This window comes from Salmonella sp. SAL00672, assembly GCF_046552175.1.
Classification (GTDB): domain Bacteria; phylum Pseudomonadota; class Gammaproteobacteria; order Enterobacterales; family Enterobacteriaceae; genus Salmonella; species Salmonella enterica.
Genome location: NZ_JBGDUQ010000001.1, coordinates 822,048 through 836,248, shown reverse-complemented (window position 1 = coordinate 836,248; position 14,201 = coordinate 822,048). Strand labels below are relative to the sequence as shown.

The following is a 14,201-nucleotide window of genomic DNA, read 5'->3' as shown; positions in this document are numbered from 1 at the left end:
GTTATATAATAGATTTATGCCACGGCGCACAAGACGACCTTGTCTGATTTCTTTTATGCGTTGTAGATTTTTGCCGGTTATGCCGTAAAAAGGTCTCCCGCCGTAACGTACAGCGGGAGTATGCGCTTATTTTTGAATCAGATAACGAATTGTCGGGCCATCCTGTTGGATATCCAGCACCGTATAACCGTGATTGCGCGCATCCAGTGGAATATTATTAATGGATTGCGGACAGTCGCTCACCACTTCCAGGATCTCCCCTTTTTTTAGCTGCGGCATCGCTTCCAGAGTGGCGACCGCCGGGTACGGGCAAGGTTCGCCAACCATATCCAGACGGTAATCAGGGACGATATTTTTCATACAGATTCCTTAGCAGGCGTCAGCCCCGCACGGCGGAAAAAACGTTTTTCCCAGCCGATAATTAACATCAGCGCGGCAAATAATAACAGGTAGGTGACCAGCAGACCGCCCAGCGGACCAAAGGTATTCAGCAGGTTAACTTTATCCCAACTGGTCGCCAGCGCAGGCGCGAAATCATCCCAGTAGTAAGCCAGGATGGTCGAACCGATGACATTGCCGAGGCCCACCCACCAGTAATGCACCTGGCCTTCTACGGCGCGGTACATCCAGCCGGTTTCGCAGCCGCCCGCCAGCACGATGCCAAAACCGAACAGCAGTCCGCCAATGACCGCATTCGGGCCAGCCCACATAATTTTAGGTGCAACGCCCAACTGCACGTAGCTGAAAATACCAATGGCGCTGACCGCCATGCCGAAAATAATCGCTTTCGCCATATGGGCGCGTCCGGAGATCCACAGATCGCGAAAGGCCGAGGTAAAGCATATTTGCGCGCGCTCGATCAGCAGCCCAAACCCGACGCCGAACAGCATCGCCAGCCCCAGTTTCGGCTGATGCATTGCCGTTAATAACGCCCAGCCAATCATGCCGATAAAGACCAGCATACCGAGCCTGAAACGCCGTCTTGCCTGATCCGGTTTCTGCGTTAGTGGCGAAGCCGCGGAGACCTTTTGCATTTTCACCGGTATGCGAAACATCGGCAGCAACGTAAAGCGGGCGCCGAACCAGGAGCCGATAGCGGTCGCCAGCGCAAAGAACCACGCGTGTAGGGAGAACTGCGGGATTCCGGTAAAAAAGGCGGCCAGGTTACACCCCATCGCCAGACGCGCGCCGAAGCCAGCGATCATGCCTCCGACCACCGCCTGTACGATACGGATTCGGCTGCGCGGCATACGCAGTTTTACGTTGTTGGCCCACAGCGCCGCGGCGAAACAGCCGCCGAACATGCCGAGGATCATCATGCCGTCGATGCGCGTCAGCGGCGTACCTTCCAGATGAATCAGCTTGTAGTAGCCCCACTGTTCGGCATGAACGCCAAAAAGCTGCAAAATTTGCCCGCCCCAGCGGGTAAATTCGCCCGTCACGGCCCAAAACGTGCCGGTGATGCCAAAATAGTAGGTAGAGAGAATACCGGCTGCGATCACCGCAGGGGCCGGCGCCCAGAATTTAATTAACCAGGTTTGCTTGAAGTGTTGCCATGACATGTGTTTAGCCTCTGAACTCAGAAGGTGTGAAACAAGAAGTGCGCATACTACACCGATCACAGAATTTGCCTACACCTAATAAGCGGTAATACCGACTGGATCAAATTGCGGCCAGCGCCTGGAAAGGCTGGCGGCGTCAGGGCTTTAATGCCACAATTCCTCTTTCTTCTGATGCAGGATGAATGATGAAAAAAGTAGCGATCGTTGGCGCATTGCTGGTTCTGGCCGGATGCGCCGAGGTGGAAAACTATAATGATGTGGTGAAAACGCCCGCGCCGGCCGGTCTGGAAGGGTACTGGCAGTCAAAAGGCCCGCAACGTAAGCTGGTGAGCCCTGAAGCTATCGCCAGCCTGGTGGTGACTAAAGAAGGCGATACGCTGGACTGCCGCCAGTGGCAGCGCGTTATTGCTCTGCCGGGCAAGCTGACCATGCTCTCCGATGACTTAACCAATGTTACGGTTAAGCGTGAGCTCTATGAGATTGAGCGCGACGGGAATACCCTGGAATATGATGGCATGACGCTGCAACGGGTCGCTCGTCCGACGCCGGAGTGCGCCGCCGCGTTAGAAAAAACGCCGCTGCCGACGCCGCTGCCGTAATTTCGCTTCCCGGCAGCGCTCTGCCGCCGGGAACGCTCATCATACGTCCTCAATGACCCACACGCTGACGCTGCCTGCGTTGCAGAAGAACGTCGCTTCGCCTTGATCATTAGTTACAACATGCTCACTGCGGTTTCCCAGAAAATCACGCCAGGTCTTGTTAGCGTAATTGTCGCCGAGCAGGAGGGTTTTTTCACCGTCGTCGCCATTGGAAAGTACAACCACACAGCCTGGATTCTCTTCAGTACCGCTGCGACTAAAGGCGATACAGTTAGGATGATCGAAAAAGAGTGTTTGTATACCGTGCGCAAAACGCTGACGAGCGAGGATCAGCCGATCCAGTTGGTTAATCACCGGCATGTCGACCCGACAGGTCTCGCCATTTTCGCCGCTATCTTCATAGCTGGCGCCGTATAAATCGGGATAAAACACTGACGGTACGCCGTTTTCACGAAGCAGGATCAGCGCATAGGCCAATGGTTTGAACCAGGGTTCTACCGGCGCTTCCAGCGCCTGTAACGGTTGTGTATCGTGGTTAGCGACCAGCGTCACCGCATGAAAAGGGTCGGTTTCTACCAGAGTGCCGGTGAATATGTGGCGCATGTCATACTCCGCGTCCTGGCGCGAGGCCTCGTGAAATTTCATCTGCAACGGCGCGTCGAACAGCATGGTTTTCCCGTCGACCTGTTCGATGTACGTTTGCAGTTTATCCACTTCATGCGACCAGTATTCTGCGACAATAAACAGCGGTTTTGGTGCAACCGCCTGTACATGCTCAATCCATTCTTTATAAAACCAGGCGGGTATATGTTTTACCGCGTCCAGGCGAAAGCCGTCACAGTGGGTTTGTTCCATGACCCAGCGAGCCCAATATTTAATCTCTTCCGTAACCGCGTGATTGCGAAAATCGATATTTTCCCCCATCAGATAGTCGAAATTACCCATCTCATCATCAACCTGATCGTTCCAGCCATCGCCGGTATAGTCATTGACGATCTTAAAAATGCCGTCTTCGTCGGGATTCTCGATGTGATCAATGCCGCTGAAACAGTGATAGTCCCAAATAAAGTTGGAATACTGGCCCGCGCGGGCAGGGAAGGTGTAGCGCGTCCAGCCTTCGCATTCAATGATGTTGTCATCGATTTGCGTGCGGTCATCCTGATTCACGCGCTGAACGCGAATACGTTCTTTTTCGTCTGCGCCCATTTTGTGGTTCACGACGACGTCGAGCAGCACCGCAATATTATTTTTTTTGAGCGCGTCTATCGCCGCCAGTAACTGGCGTTTATCGCCGTACTTTGTCGCGATAGTTCCTTTTTGGTCAAATTCGCCGAGGTCAAACAAGTCGTAGGTATCATAGCCTACGGAATAGCCGCCGGAGGCGCCTTTACAGGCGGGCGGTAGCCAGACCATATTGATACCGATATCATTCAGCCCATCAGCACGTTCCGCCAGCTCAGACCAGAGTTTACCGCCGTCGGGATAATACCAGTGGAAGTACTGCAATAACGTGGGGTTTTTCATCTTCCGTGCTCCAGAAGTCGTTTAGCCGACCTCTGGAGTATGGAAGAATTTTCATACGAGACGGGAAAATATTATGAGGCGCCAGGCGCATCTGGCACGAGTAACATACCGGAAAGACGCCCATAAGCGTTGTTGAGTGATTTTTGGCGGGTGGATTGTCCGATCAAACTACTCAGTTCATCCAGTCGCTGTTGCAGCAGCCCTTTCAGGAGCTGCTCATTATCCAGCGTTTGTTTGATGTATCCGGCGACCATATCCTGAATACTTCGCGTAATGCCCGGTGGAGTTTGCTTTTCCATCACCGTTTCAATACTTTGCAGATAGGAGACCTCTTGTTGCAATAAGAGATCCCATTCACCTCGCTGCGCAAGTTCAAGCAGCGATTGACTGAGCAGCGCAATACGCTGCCAACGGTTGATAAACTCCACGGTTGAGGTCATTAACGAGACTCCTGGAAAGATGCTTTCGGTGAAATCTGTTTCCAGGCTTCTGCAATATTGCTGAGTAACCCTTCCACTTCTTCGATGGCCTGAGCGTCGTTACGCAAATTAGCCTGCAGTAAACGGCGAATCATATAGTCGTATAGCTCGGAAAGATTCGTCGCAATCTCACCGCCTTTTTCCTGATCGAGACCGGCTTTCAGCCCGTTATCGATAATATTGATGGCTTTGCTTAACGCTTCACCTTTCGCGACAACATCGCCTTGTTCTAAAAACAGGCGAGCGCGCACCAGAGCGCTATTCGCGCCATCAAACAACATTTCAATCAACTGATGCGGGCTGGCGCTCATCACGGCGCTTTCCACGCTGACTTGCGCATAAGCTTTGATACCGCTCGCGGTGTACATGGTGACCTCTGTTATCAGGACTTGTTCATAGCTGTAAATTGCTGGGTCAAATAACTACTGGTGTTATTCAGCTTACTCATCATGGTATCCAGTTGGGTAAACTGGGCCTTGTAACGGGCAACGGTTTCATCGATGCTGTTGCTAACGGACAGGTACTGTTTCGTCAGGCTTTTCAGCGTGGCGTTAACGTTGTCCTGCGCATTATCAATAATGCCGTCATCCGCCAGATAACTTTTCACTTCGGTGGCAATTTTGGTGGTGATCCCCGTTTCTTTACCATCGCCCACCAGCAGCTCACGCGCTGCGGCTGTGTTATCTTTCAGTACTTTGGTCAGCTTATCATCATCAATCTTCAGTTTGCCGGAAGTCCCATCCTGAGTGATGCCAATTTCCGCCATTGTTTTGAACGCAGAATTACTGCCGCTATTGGCAAATTGTGCCCGAATCCCGGTCTGGATAGTACGAACCACACTATCGCCTAACAGCGCGCCGTTTTTATCGCTGGCTTCTTCGCCCGGCTCAACGGCGGTATATTTGGTTAACGAACTAAAGGTATCCACCAGCGAATTATAGGCATCCACCCAGGATTTAATCGCCTCTTTCGCCTTGGTATCATCTTTTGTTACCGTCACGGTCGCGTCGGTCACTTTCTTCGTCAGGGTGAGCGTAATTCCCTGAGGGGCGTCGGTTACGGTATTGCTCTGACGCTCAATGTCGATGCCGTTTACGTTCAGCTTCGCGTTTTCTGCTTTCACCAGCTCTTGCATATTGCCGGTATTGGTGGTGCTGTCATAAGCGAGTAAATCGTTAAGTTTTGTATCGCCTTCCACCGTGATCTTCATCGTATTGTCGGTACCGCTATTGGCGGTAAGCACCAACTGGAATTCGTTCTCTTTGACCTTAACGATGCTGGCGGCGATACCGCTGTCGGCGTCATTGATGGCGTCACGGATCGCCTCCATGGAGGTGTCGCCTTTATCCAGCTTAATTTCCAGCGGCTCTTTACGTCCCGGCTGTTCAATTTTAATTGTCCGGGACGTGACCGACGTATCGCCCAACTGCTCTTTGGTGGTTGCGAAGGTGGTTTTTGTCGCCAGCGACTGCGCGGCGGCAAGCTGGGTTACGCTAATCTTATAAGTCCCTGCGGCAGCGCCTGCGGTAGTACTGACTTTGAGGTCCTCTGTCGTGCTGGACGCCACGGTAGACTTAAATAAATCCGCTTTATTTAACGCGGTATTTGCCGTCTGGAATTTTTCTAATGCGCTTTTCAATGTGCCATAGGCGGTTAGCTTTGCCGAATTCGCGCTCTGCTGTTTGGTAATTGGCGTTAAGCGTCCTTTTTCGTTCTTTGTCAGGTCTGTCAACAACTGGTCTAACGGTAAGTTTGATCCCACACCTAATGATGAAATTGAAGCCATGCCTTCTTCCTTTTTGATTGCAAACAGTAGTTAAGCGCGTTATCGGCAATCTGGAGGCAAAGTTTAATGATAATTTTGCAAAAATAATGCGCGGAATAATGATGCATAAAGCGGCTATTTCGCCGCCTAAGAAAAAGATCGGGGGAAGTGAAAAATTTTCTAAAGTTCGAAATTCAGGTGCCGATACAAGGGTTACGGTGAGAAACCGTGGGCAACAGCCCAATAACATCAAGTTGTAATTGATAAGGAAAAGATCATGGCACAAGTCATTAATACAAACAGCCTGTCGCTGTTGACCCAGAATAACCTGAACAAATCCCAGTCCGCTCTGGGCACCGCTATCGAGCGTCTGTCTTCTGGTCTGCGTATCAACAGCGCGAAAGACGATGCGGCAGGTCAGGCGATTGCTAACCGTTTCACCGCGAACATCAAAGGTCTGACTCAGGCTTCCCGTAACGCTAACGACGGTATCTCCATTGCGCAGACCACTGAAGGCGCGCTGAACGAAATCAACAACAACCTGCAGCGTGTGCGTGAACTGGCGGTTCAGTCTGCTAACAGCACCAACTCCCAGTCTGACCTCGACTCCATCCAGGCTGAAATCACCCAGCGCCTGAACGAAATCGACCGTGTATCCGGCCAGACTCAGTTCAACGGCGTGAAAGTCCTGGCGCAGGACAACACCCTGACCATCCAGGTTGGTGCCAACGACGGTGAAACCATCGATATAGATCTGAAGCAGATCAACTCTCAGACCCTGGGTCTGGATACGCTGAATGTGCAGAAAGCGTATGATGTATCAGCAACTGCTGCAATGGATCCGAAATCATTTACTGACGGTACTAAAAATCTTACAGCGCCTGATGCTACTGCTATCAAAGCCGCGTTGGGAAATCCCGCGGCAACAGGCGATTCCTTGTCTGCTACGCTTTCGTTTAAAGATGGTAAGTATTACGCCACTGTTGCAGGGTATACGAATGCTGCCGATACCAGTAAGAATGGTAAATATGAAGTGAATGTTGATAGTGCGACAGGTGCGGTAACTTTCAATGCAGCACCAACTAAAGCCACAGTAACTGGGGATACAACAGTAACCAAAGTACAGGTTAATGCTCCTGTTGCAGTCAGTACTGATGTTAAAAAAGCGCTAGAAGATGGTGGCGTTTCAAATGCGGACGCTACCGCAGCTAAATTAGTAAAAATGTCTTATACCGATAAAAATGGAAAATCTATTGACGGTGGTTATGCGCTTGAAGCCGGTGGCAAGTACTATGCTGCAACCTATGACGAAGGTACAGGTAAAATCACAGCTAATGTAACCACTTATACTGATTCCACGGGAGCCACAAAAACTGCGGCTAACCAACTTGGTGGCGTAGACGGTAAAACCGAAGTTGTTACTATCGACGGTAAAACCTACAATGCTAGTAAAGCCGCTGGTCACGATTTCAAAGCGCAGCCAGAGCTGGCTGAAGCAGCCGCTAAAACCACCGAAAACCCGCTGGCTAAAATTGATGCCGCGCTGGCGCAGGTTGATGCGTTGCGTTCTGACCTGGGTGCGGTACAGAACCGTTTCAACTCCGCTATCACCAACCTGGGCAACACCGTAAACAACTTGTCTGAAGCGCGTAGCCGTATCGAAGATTCCGACTATGCGACCGAAGTCTCCAACATGTCTCGCGCGCAGATCCTGCAGCAGGCCGGTACCTCCGTTCTGGCGCAGGCTAACCAGGTTCCGCAAAACGTCCTCTCTTTACTGCGTTAATCCGGCGATTGATTCACCGACACGTGGTACACAATCAAGGCAGCGAAAGCTGCCTTTTTTAATTCCGGAGCCTGTGTAATGAAAGAAATCACCGTCACTGAACCTGCCTTTGTCACCCACTTTTCCTGTTCTGGCTCGGCCTGCCGCGATCACTGTTGTAAGGGCTGGAAAATCACGCTGGATAAGACGACGGTCAAAAAGTATCTCGCCAGTAAAGACACGGCGATTCGTACCATCGCGCAAGACCATATTATCCTGCTGAAAAAGAACAACAGCCACTGGGGGGAAATTAAGCTGCCTTCGGCGCTGGGGAATTGCCCTTATCTGGATGAGGACCGTCTGTGCCGGGTGCAAAAAACGTTAGGCGCAAAGGCATTAAGTCATACCTGTTCCTCTTTCCCGCGGGCGCATCATACCTATAAAAATGAGGTGCGTAACTCTCTGAGTCTTGCCTGCCCGGAGGTGACGTCCCGCATTTTAAACGATCCTGACGCAATGGCACTCAGCGAAAAAACAATCATTCAGCAGACATTCAATACTGCGCCGTTATTCCCAGCGCAGCAAAAGTTACTCAATCTGTTTTGCCTGAGTCTGATCAACCATGCCAACAGCAGTACGGAAGCCGCGCTCTATGCGTTGATTAAATTCGTCATGTATGCACAGAAATTTGCCAAAATTGATGATGCCGCGCTGGGCGAACTGGAACAGGTGTATGCCGCGTTACTTGAACAGTTGCAGACCGGCGTGTTGGCGCAGGAGTTGATGAATATCGCGCCGGACAGCAAGGTAAAAACCTCGCTGGTATTGCAGATGCAGAACTATTTCCGCTCGCTCCCGCTTAATCGTGGCAGTGTTATCCTCGATCACTATATCCAGTGCCTTCTGCGGGTGCTGACGGCGGAAGAGGGTGTTTCAATGGAGCAGAAGGTTAGCGATATTGAGTCCTCATTAGCGCGCTGTTTACAGGCGGATGAGCAGCAGAAGAACTGGGCTTTCAGAAATTTAATTCTCTATAAAATTTGGGAAAATAATTTCCCCAACCAGCCGAATGTCGACCCGTTACGCGCGCTGTATATTATCGTGGCGGAATATGCCTTTATTAAGCTATTAACGGCAGCCAGCGTGCATGAGCGCGGGCGGCTTGAGTGGGATGACGTTACTAATATTGTGTATAGCTTTCACTCCCGCAGCCAGCATAACAGCGAGGTGGCGGCGAATTTTCATCGCCATATAGAAACGGTGCGTACTGGCGACGATCTGTCGATGATTCATCTTCTGACATAGTTTTATTCGGGGTGGGCGCTTGCGCATCCCGTTTATCCTATCTGGCTGATTTTATTCTGCTCTTTGAGCCGCTAAAAAGGTGCTACAGGTTACATAAGTGAAATAACCCTTCTTTTATAGCCTTATTCCTTCGATAGAACCCTCTGTAGAAACGGATAATCATGCCGATAACTCATTTAACGCAGGGCTGTTTATCGTGAATTCACTGTATACCGCTGAAGGTGTAATGGATAAACACTCGCTGTGGCAGCGTTATGTACCGCTGGTGCGTCACGAAGCATTGCGCCTGCAGGTGCGATTGCCGGCGAGCGTGGAACTGGACGATCTGCTACAAGCGGGCGGCATCGGGTTATTAAATGCGGTCGACCGATATGACGCTTTGCAAGGAACGGCATTTACCACTTACGCAGTGCAGCGTATTCGTGGGGCGATGCTGGATGAATTACGCAGCCGCGATTGGGTGCCGCGTAGCGTCCGGCGTAATGCCCGCGAAGTGGCGCAGGCGATGGGACAACTGGAGCAGGAACTGGGGCGTAATGCGACGGAAACCGAAGTGGCGGAACGTCTTGGCATCCCTGTTGCGGAGTATCGTCAGATGTTGCTCGATACCAACAACAGCCAACTTTTCTCTTACGATGAGTGGCGGGAAGAGCATGGCGATAGCATCGAACTGGTGACTGAAGAACATCAACAGGAAAACCCGTTACATCAACTGCTGGAGGGCGACCTGCGACAGCGGGTAATGGATGCGATTGAATCGCTGCCGGAACGCGAGCAACTGGTGTTAACGCTGTATTACCAGGAAGAGCTCAATCTCAAAGAGATTGGCGCGGTACTGGAAGTTGGCGAATCGCGGGTCAGCCAGTTGCATAGTCAGGCCATCAAACGATTACGCACCAAACTGGGTAAGTTATAGGTCGCGCATGGTCGCACCCGAAAAGTGCCGCACAACGTATAGACTACCAGGAGTTCTCATGACGGTGCAGCAACCTAAAAGGCGGCCCCTGAGCCGCTATCTTAAAGACTTTAAACACAGCCAGACGCATTGCGCGCATTGTCACAAACTGCTCGACCGCATTACGCTGGTTCGCCGTGGCAAGATCGTTAATAAAATCGCTATTTCACAACTGGATATGCTACTTGACGACGCTGCCTGGCAGCGGGAGCAGAAGGAGTGGGTGGCGCTGTGTCGCTTTTGCGGCGATTTGCACTGCAAAAAGCAGAGTGATTTTTTCGATATTATCGGTTTCAAACAGTATTTGTTTGAACAAACCGAGATGAGCCATGGCACGGTGCGGGAATATGTCGTGCGTTTACGACGTCTTGGCAATTACCTCAGCGAGCAAAACATTTCCCACGATCTGCTGCAGGACGGTTTTCTCGATGAAAGCCTGGCGCCATGGTTGCCGGAAACCAGCACCAATAATTACCGTATCGCACTACGTAAATACCAGCAATATAAAGCGCATCAGCAGATTGCGCCTAGACAGAAATCCCCCTTTACCGCCAGTTCTGATATATATTAAAAAAGCATAAGATGTAGCAGAGTCGTGTTGGTGAAACGTGGCAAACCTTCTACATTAGGCTGAGTCCCCCAAAGGTTCGCGAGACGTGACGATGCGCCATGGCGGGACACAGTCTATGGTCATTAACGGCAATATTCGGGGTTACTATGAAATTAGCACTGCTGGGACGTCAGGCACTGATGGGAGTAATGGCTGTAGCGCTGGTGGCGGGAATGAGCGCGAAGAGCTTTGCCGATGAGGGTTTGCTGAACAAAGTTAAAGAACGCGGCACGCTGCTGGTAGGGCTGGAAGGTACCTATCCGCCGTTTAGCTTTCAGGGCGACGACGGCAAATTAACCGGTTTTGAAGTCGATTTCGCCGAGGCGTTGGCAAAACATCTGGGCGTTAAAGCGTCGTTGAAGCCGACCAAATGGGACGGAATGCTGGCGTCGCTGGACTCTAAACGCATTGATGTGGTGATAAACCAGGTCACGATTTCAGACGTCCGCAAGAAAAAATATGATTTCTCTACGCCTTATACTGTCTCCGGCGTTCAGGCGCTGGTGAAAAAAGGCAATGAAGGCACGATCAAAACGGCTGCCGATCTGCAGGGCAAAAAAGTCGGCGTTGGGCTGGGGACTAACTATGAAGAGTGGCTACGTCAACATGTGCAGGGCGTGGATATCCGTACCTATGACGATGATCCTACAAAATACCAGGATCTGCGCGTAGGCCGTATTGACGCGATTTTAGTCGATCGTCTGGCGGCGCTGGATCTGGTGAAAAAAACCAAAGGTACGCTGGCCGTCACCGGTGATGCGTTTTCGCGTCAGGAGTCCGGCGTTGCGTTACGTAAAGGCAACGAAGACTTGCTGAAGGCGGTAGATAACGCCATTGCGGAAATGCAAAAAGATGGCACCTTAAAAGCCCTCTCTGAAAAATGGTTTGGCGCTGACGTGACCCAATAATGTTCTACGTTGCCCGGCAGGCAGTGCGCCGCCGGGCAATATCAACCTCATACTATGTCAGCAAACGGAGGCGCGTGAATCGGCGCCTTTTTTATTTCCGTTAGATCAACGTGCATAATAAAAAGAACACACCACAACGTTACCGGAGGCTCAATGCCACTACATCACTTAACGCGCTTTCCTCGCCTGGAGCTTATTGGCGCGCCGACCCCGCTCGAATACCTGCCGCGATTGTCTGATTATCTTGGCCGTGAGATTTACATTAAGCGCGATGACGTTACGCCCATTGCAATGGGCGGCAATAAACTGCGTAAGCTGGAGTTTCTGGTGGCCGACGCGCTGCGAGAAGGGGCGGATACGCTGATAACCGCAGGGGCGATTCAGTCGAACCATGTCCGTCAGACGGCGGCGGTCGCGGCCAAATTGGGGCTGCATTGCGTCGCTTTGCTGGAAAATCCAATCGGTACCACCGCGGAAAATTACCTGACGAATGGTAATCGCCTGTTACTGGATTTATTTAATACGCAAATTGAGATGTGCGATGCGCTAACCGATCCGGATGCGCAGCTGCAAACGCTGGCGACGCGCATTGAAGCGCAAGGGTTCAGGCCCTATGTGATTCCGGTCGGCGGCTCCAGCGCGCTGGGGGCAATGGGATACGTAGAGAGCGCCCTGGAAATCGCCCAGCAGTGTGAAGAAGTTGTCGGGCTCTCTTCGGTGGTGGTGGCCTCCGGCAGCGCCGGAACGCACGCCGGGTTAGCTGTCGGGCTGGAACATCTGATGCCTGACGTCGAACTGATTGGCGTGACCGTTTCACGTTCTGTCGCCGAGCAGAAACCCAAAGTGATTGCCTTGCAGCAGGCTATTGCCGGTCAGCTGGCGCTGACGGCGACGGCGGATATTCATTTATGGGATGACTATTTTGCCCCGGGTTACGGCGTGCCAAATGACGCGGGGATGGAGGCGGTGAAACTGCTGGCGAGCCTGGAGGGGGTGTTGCTGGATCCGGTATATACCGGCAAAGCGATGGCGGGTCTGATAGACGGCATCAGCCAGAAACGCTTTAACGATGACGGGCCGATTCTCTTTATTCACACCGGTGGGGCGCCTGCGCTGTTTGCCTACCATCCTCATGTATAACCTCCAGGTAATCAACGCGAATGCAAGAAAGTATCCAACTGGTTATTGAATCGCTGCCGTATTTGCTTAAAGGCGCCGTCTTTACCCTGCAACTGAGTATTGGCGGTATGTTTTTTGGTCTGCTGCTGGGATTTGTGCTGGCGCTGATGCGGATGTCTCCGCTATGGCTGGTTCGCTGGCTGGCGCGCTTTTATATCTCGATTTTTCGCGGTACGCCGCTTATCGCCCAGTTATTTATGATCTATTACGGCCTGCCGCAATTTGGGATTGAGCTGGACCCTATCCCGGCGGCGATGATTGGTTTATCGCTCAATACCGCGGCTTACACGTCCGAGACGCTGCGCGCGGCGATCTCGGCTATCGACAAGGGACAATGGGAAGCGGCGGCGAGCATTGGCATGACGCCGTGGCAAACGCTACGTCGCGCTATTTTGCCGCAGGCGGCTCGCGTCGCGCTTCCGCCGTTGAGCAACAGCTTTATCAGCCTGGTGAAAGATACGTCGCTCGCCGCGACGATTCAGGTGCCGGAGTTGTTCCGCCAGGCGCAGTTAATTACCTCGCGAACGCTGGAGGTGTTTACCATGTATCTGGCCGCGTCGTTAATCTACTGGGTAATGGCGACCGTCTTATCGGCACTGCAAAACTATTTCGAAAACCAGCTTAACCGCCAGGAGAGAGAGCCAAAATGAGTGCTATCGAAGTCACCAACCTGGTCAAAAAATTTCATGGTCAAACGGTGCTGCACGGTATCGACCTTGAGGTAAAGCCCGGAGAAGTCGTCGCCATTATCGGCCCGAGCGGCTCAGGGAAGACAACGTTATTACGCTGCATTAACCTGCTGGAACAACCGGAAGCGGGCACCATTAAAGTGGGCGATATTATCATCGATACCGCCCGCCCATTCAGCCAGCAAAAAGGGTTGATTCGCCAGCTACGTCAGCATGTCGGCTTTGTCTTTCAGAGTTTTAACCTGTTCCCGCATCGTACCGTGCTGGAAAATATCATTGAAGGTCCGGTGATTGTAAAGGGAGAGCCGAAAGCCGAGGCGACGGCGCTGGCGCGGGAACTGTTAGCCAAAGTCGGGTTGGCCGGTAAAGAGACCCGTTATCCGCGCCGCCTGTCGGGCGGGCAACAGCAGCGCGTGGCGATTGCGCGCGCGCTGGCGATGCGCCCGGAAGTGATTCTGTTTGATGAGCCGACGTCGGCGCTTGATCCTGAATTAGTCGGCGAGGTGCTTAATACGATTCGCCAGCTGGCGCAGGAAAAGCGCACGATGGTGATCGTTACTCACGAAATGGGCTTTGCGCGTGACGTGGCTGATCGGGCAATATTTATGGATCAGGGGCAAATCGTCGAGCAGGGGCCGGCGAAAACCTTGTTCGCCGATCCTCAGCATCCGCGTACCCGCCAGTTCCTTGAGAAATTTTTAGTGAAATAATGCCTTTTCAACGCTCGCCCGAATTAGCCGCGCCTCGGGCGAGCGCAATGAATAATTATGAAGTCATTCTGCCAGATTATTAACCTCGCTCTCTGGCGGAAGCCAAAAAACTGTAATGCCGCTCAAGTATTCTACGTTTCGTCCGATATTT

Annotated in this window: 15 protein-coding genes; 9 read left to right on the top strand and 6 right to left on the bottom strand. The window is 51.9% G+C overall.

Annotated features, from left to right (window positions below):
- Positions 1 to 126: 126 nt before the first annotated feature.
- Complete coding sequence (yedF, locus tag ACLJTG_RS04350; protein ID WP_000790504.1) at positions 127 to 360, bottom strand: sulfurtransferase-like selenium metabolism protein YedF; 234 nt, start codon at positions 358 to 360, stop codon at positions 127 to 129.
- Complete coding sequence (yedE, locus tag ACLJTG_RS04345; protein WP_001672650.1) at positions 357 to 1,562, bottom strand: selenium metabolism membrane protein YedE/FdhT; 1,206 nt, start codon at positions 1,560 to 1,562, stop codon at positions 357 to 359. Before yedE ends, yedF begins: the two co-directional genes overlap by 4 nt.
- Before the next feature lie 185 nt (positions 1,563 to 1,747).
- Between yedE and yedD the strand changes: the two genes are divergently transcribed.
- On the top strand, positions 1,748 to 2,161 hold the full coding sequence (gene yedD, locus ACLJTG_RS04340) for a lipoprotein YedD (RefSeq protein WP_000754694.1): 414 nt from the start codon (positions 1,748 to 1,750) through the stop codon (positions 2,159 to 2,161).
- Between the two features lie 39 nt (positions 2,162 to 2,200).
- Here the strand turns inward: yedD and amyA are convergent, their stop codons facing one another.
- The 4 genes from amyA to fliD all read right to left on the bottom strand — a co-directional run bounded on the left by amyA (position 2,201) and on the right by fliD (position 5,950).
- Positions 2,201 to 3,685 carry an alpha-amylase gene (gene amyA / locus ACLJTG_RS04335; RefSeq protein WP_080102185.1) on the bottom strand — a complete coding sequence of 495 codons (1,485 nt, stop codon included), beginning with the start codon at positions 3,683 to 3,685 and terminating at the stop codon, positions 2,201 to 2,203.
- A 71-nt stretch (positions 3,686 to 3,756) separates the two neighbouring features.
- The gene (fliT, locus tag ACLJTG_RS04330; protein WP_000204899.1) at positions 3,757 to 4,125 is read right to left on the bottom strand and encodes a flagella biosynthesis regulatory protein FliT; all 369 of its coding nucleotides are present in this window, start codon (positions 4,123 to 4,125) and stop codon (positions 3,757 to 3,759) included.
- Complete coding sequence (gene fliS, locus ACLJTG_RS04325; protein ID WP_000287764.1) at positions 4,125 to 4,532, bottom strand: flagellar export chaperone FliS; 408 nt, start codon at positions 4,530 to 4,532, stop codon at positions 4,125 to 4,127. Before fliS ends, fliT begins: the two co-directional genes overlap by 1 nt.
- Positions 4,533 to 4,546: 14 nt before the next feature.
- Positions 4,547 to 5,950: a flagellar filament capping protein FliD gene (fliD, locus tag ACLJTG_RS04320; protein ID WP_000146806.1), complete on the bottom strand. Its 1,404-nt coding sequence runs from the start codon at positions 5,948 to 5,950 to the stop codon at positions 4,547 to 4,549.
- A gap of 256 nt (positions 5,951 to 6,206) precedes the next feature.
- Here fliD and ACLJTG_RS04315 point away from each other — a divergent pair, with 256 nt between their 5' ends.
- From ACLJTG_RS04315 to tcyN, 8 genes are all read left to right on the top strand, one after another.
- Positions 6,207 to 7,715, top strand: a complete 1,509-nt coding sequence (locus ACLJTG_RS04315) for a FliC/FljB family flagellin (RefSeq protein ID WP_000079798.1) — start codon at positions 6,207 to 6,209, stop codon at positions 7,713 to 7,715.
- 78 nt (positions 7,716 to 7,793) lie between these two features.
- Positions 7,794 to 8,999: a flagellin lysine-N-methylase gene (fliB, locus tag ACLJTG_RS04310; RefSeq protein ID WP_079951064.1), complete on the top strand. Its 1,206-nt coding sequence runs from the start codon at positions 7,794 to 7,796 to the stop codon at positions 8,997 to 8,999.
- A 196-nt stretch (positions 9,000 to 9,195) separates the two neighbouring features.
- Positions 9,196 to 9,915, top strand: a complete 720-nt coding sequence (locus ACLJTG_RS04305) for an RNA polymerase sigma factor FliA (protein WP_001087453.1) — start codon at positions 9,196 to 9,198, stop codon at positions 9,913 to 9,915.
- A 58-nt stretch (positions 9,916 to 9,973) separates the two neighbouring features.
- A complete protein-coding gene (gene fliZ / locus ACLJTG_RS04300; RefSeq protein ID WP_000218080.1) occupies positions 9,974 to 10,525 on the top strand; it encodes a flagella biosynthesis regulatory protein FliZ in 552 nt (183 codons plus the stop codon).
- 146 nt (positions 10,526 to 10,671) lie between these two features.
- On the top strand, positions 10,672 to 11,472 hold the full coding sequence (gene tcyJ / locus ACLJTG_RS04295) for a cystine ABC transporter substrate-binding protein (protein WP_000761628.1): 801 nt from the start codon (positions 10,672 to 10,674) through the stop codon (positions 11,470 to 11,472).
- A gap of 153 nt (positions 11,473 to 11,625) precedes the next feature.
- A complete protein-coding gene (dcyD, locus tag ACLJTG_RS04290; RefSeq protein WP_001128188.1) occupies positions 11,626 to 12,612 on the top strand; it encodes a D-cysteine desulfhydrase in 987 nt (328 codons plus the stop codon).
- A gap of 20 nt (positions 12,613 to 12,632) precedes the next feature.
- The gene (gene tcyL, locus ACLJTG_RS04285; RefSeq protein WP_001158234.1) at positions 12,633 to 13,301 is read left to right on the top strand and encodes a cystine ABC transporter permease; all 669 of its coding nucleotides are present in this window, start codon (positions 12,633 to 12,635) and stop codon (positions 13,299 to 13,301) included.
- On the top strand, positions 13,298 to 14,050 hold the full coding sequence (tcyN, locus tag ACLJTG_RS04280; protein ID WP_001273033.1) for an L-cystine ABC transporter ATP-binding protein TcyN: 753 nt from the start codon (positions 13,298 to 13,300) through the stop codon (positions 14,048 to 14,050). The genes tcyL and tcyN overlap by 4 nt, the downstream gene beginning before the upstream one ends.
- The last annotated feature ends 151 nt before the right edge of the window (positions 14,051 to 14,201 follow it).

What these genes read in the sequence shown, in the direction of transcription:
- fliB (WP_079951064.1), top strand. Translation starts at nt 7,794, where the DNA reads ATGAAAGAAATCACCGTCACTGAACCTGCCTTTGTCACCCACTTTTCC.
- ACLJTG_RS04315 (WP_000079798.1), top strand. Translation starts at nt 6,207, where the DNA reads ATGGCACAAGTCATTAATACAAACAGCCTGTCGCTGTTGACCCAGAAT.
- yedD (WP_000754694.1), top strand. Translation starts at nt 1,748, where the DNA reads ATGAAAAAAGTAGCGATCGTTGGCGCATTGCTGGTTCTGGCCGGATGC.
- fliS (WP_000287764.1), bottom strand. Translation starts at nt 4,532, where the DNA reads ATGTACACCGCGAGCGGTATCAAAGCTTATGCGCAAGTCAGCGTGGAA.
- amyA (WP_080102185.1), bottom strand. Translation starts at nt 3,685, where the DNA reads ATGAAAAACCCCACGTTATTGCAGTACTTCCACTGGTATTATCCCGAC.
- tcyL (WP_001158234.1), top strand. Translation starts at nt 12,633, where the DNA reads ATGCAAGAAAGTATCCAACTGGTTATTGAATCGCTGCCGTATTTGCTT.
- fliZ (WP_000218080.1), top strand. Translation starts at nt 9,974, where the DNA reads ATGACGGTGCAGCAACCTAAAAGGCGGCCCCTGAGCCGCTATCTTAAA.
- tcyJ (WP_000761628.1), top strand. Translation starts at nt 10,672, where the DNA reads ATGAAATTAGCACTGCTGGGACGTCAGGCACTGATGGGAGTAATGGCT.
- fliD (WP_000146806.1), bottom strand. Translation starts at nt 5,950, where the DNA reads ATGGCTTCAATTTCATCATTAGGTGTGGGATCAAACTTACCGTTAGAC.
- fliT (WP_000204899.1), bottom strand. Translation starts at nt 4,125, where the DNA reads ATGACCTCAACCGTGGAGTTTATCAACCGTTGGCAGCGTATTGCGCTG.
- yedE (WP_001672650.1), bottom strand. Translation starts at nt 1,562, where the DNA reads ATGTCATGGCAACACTTCAAGCAAACCTGGTTAATTAAATTCTGGGCG.
- yedF (WP_000790504.1), bottom strand. Translation starts at nt 360, where the DNA reads ATGAAAAATATCGTCCCTGATTACCGTCTGGATATGGTTGGCGAACCT.
- dcyD (WP_001128188.1), top strand. Translation starts at nt 11,626, where the DNA reads ATGCCACTACATCACTTAACGCGCTTTCCTCGCCTGGAGCTTATTGGC.
- tcyN (WP_001273033.1), top strand. Translation starts at nt 13,298, where the DNA reads ATGAGTGCTATCGAAGTCACCAACCTGGTCAAAAAATTTCATGGTCAA.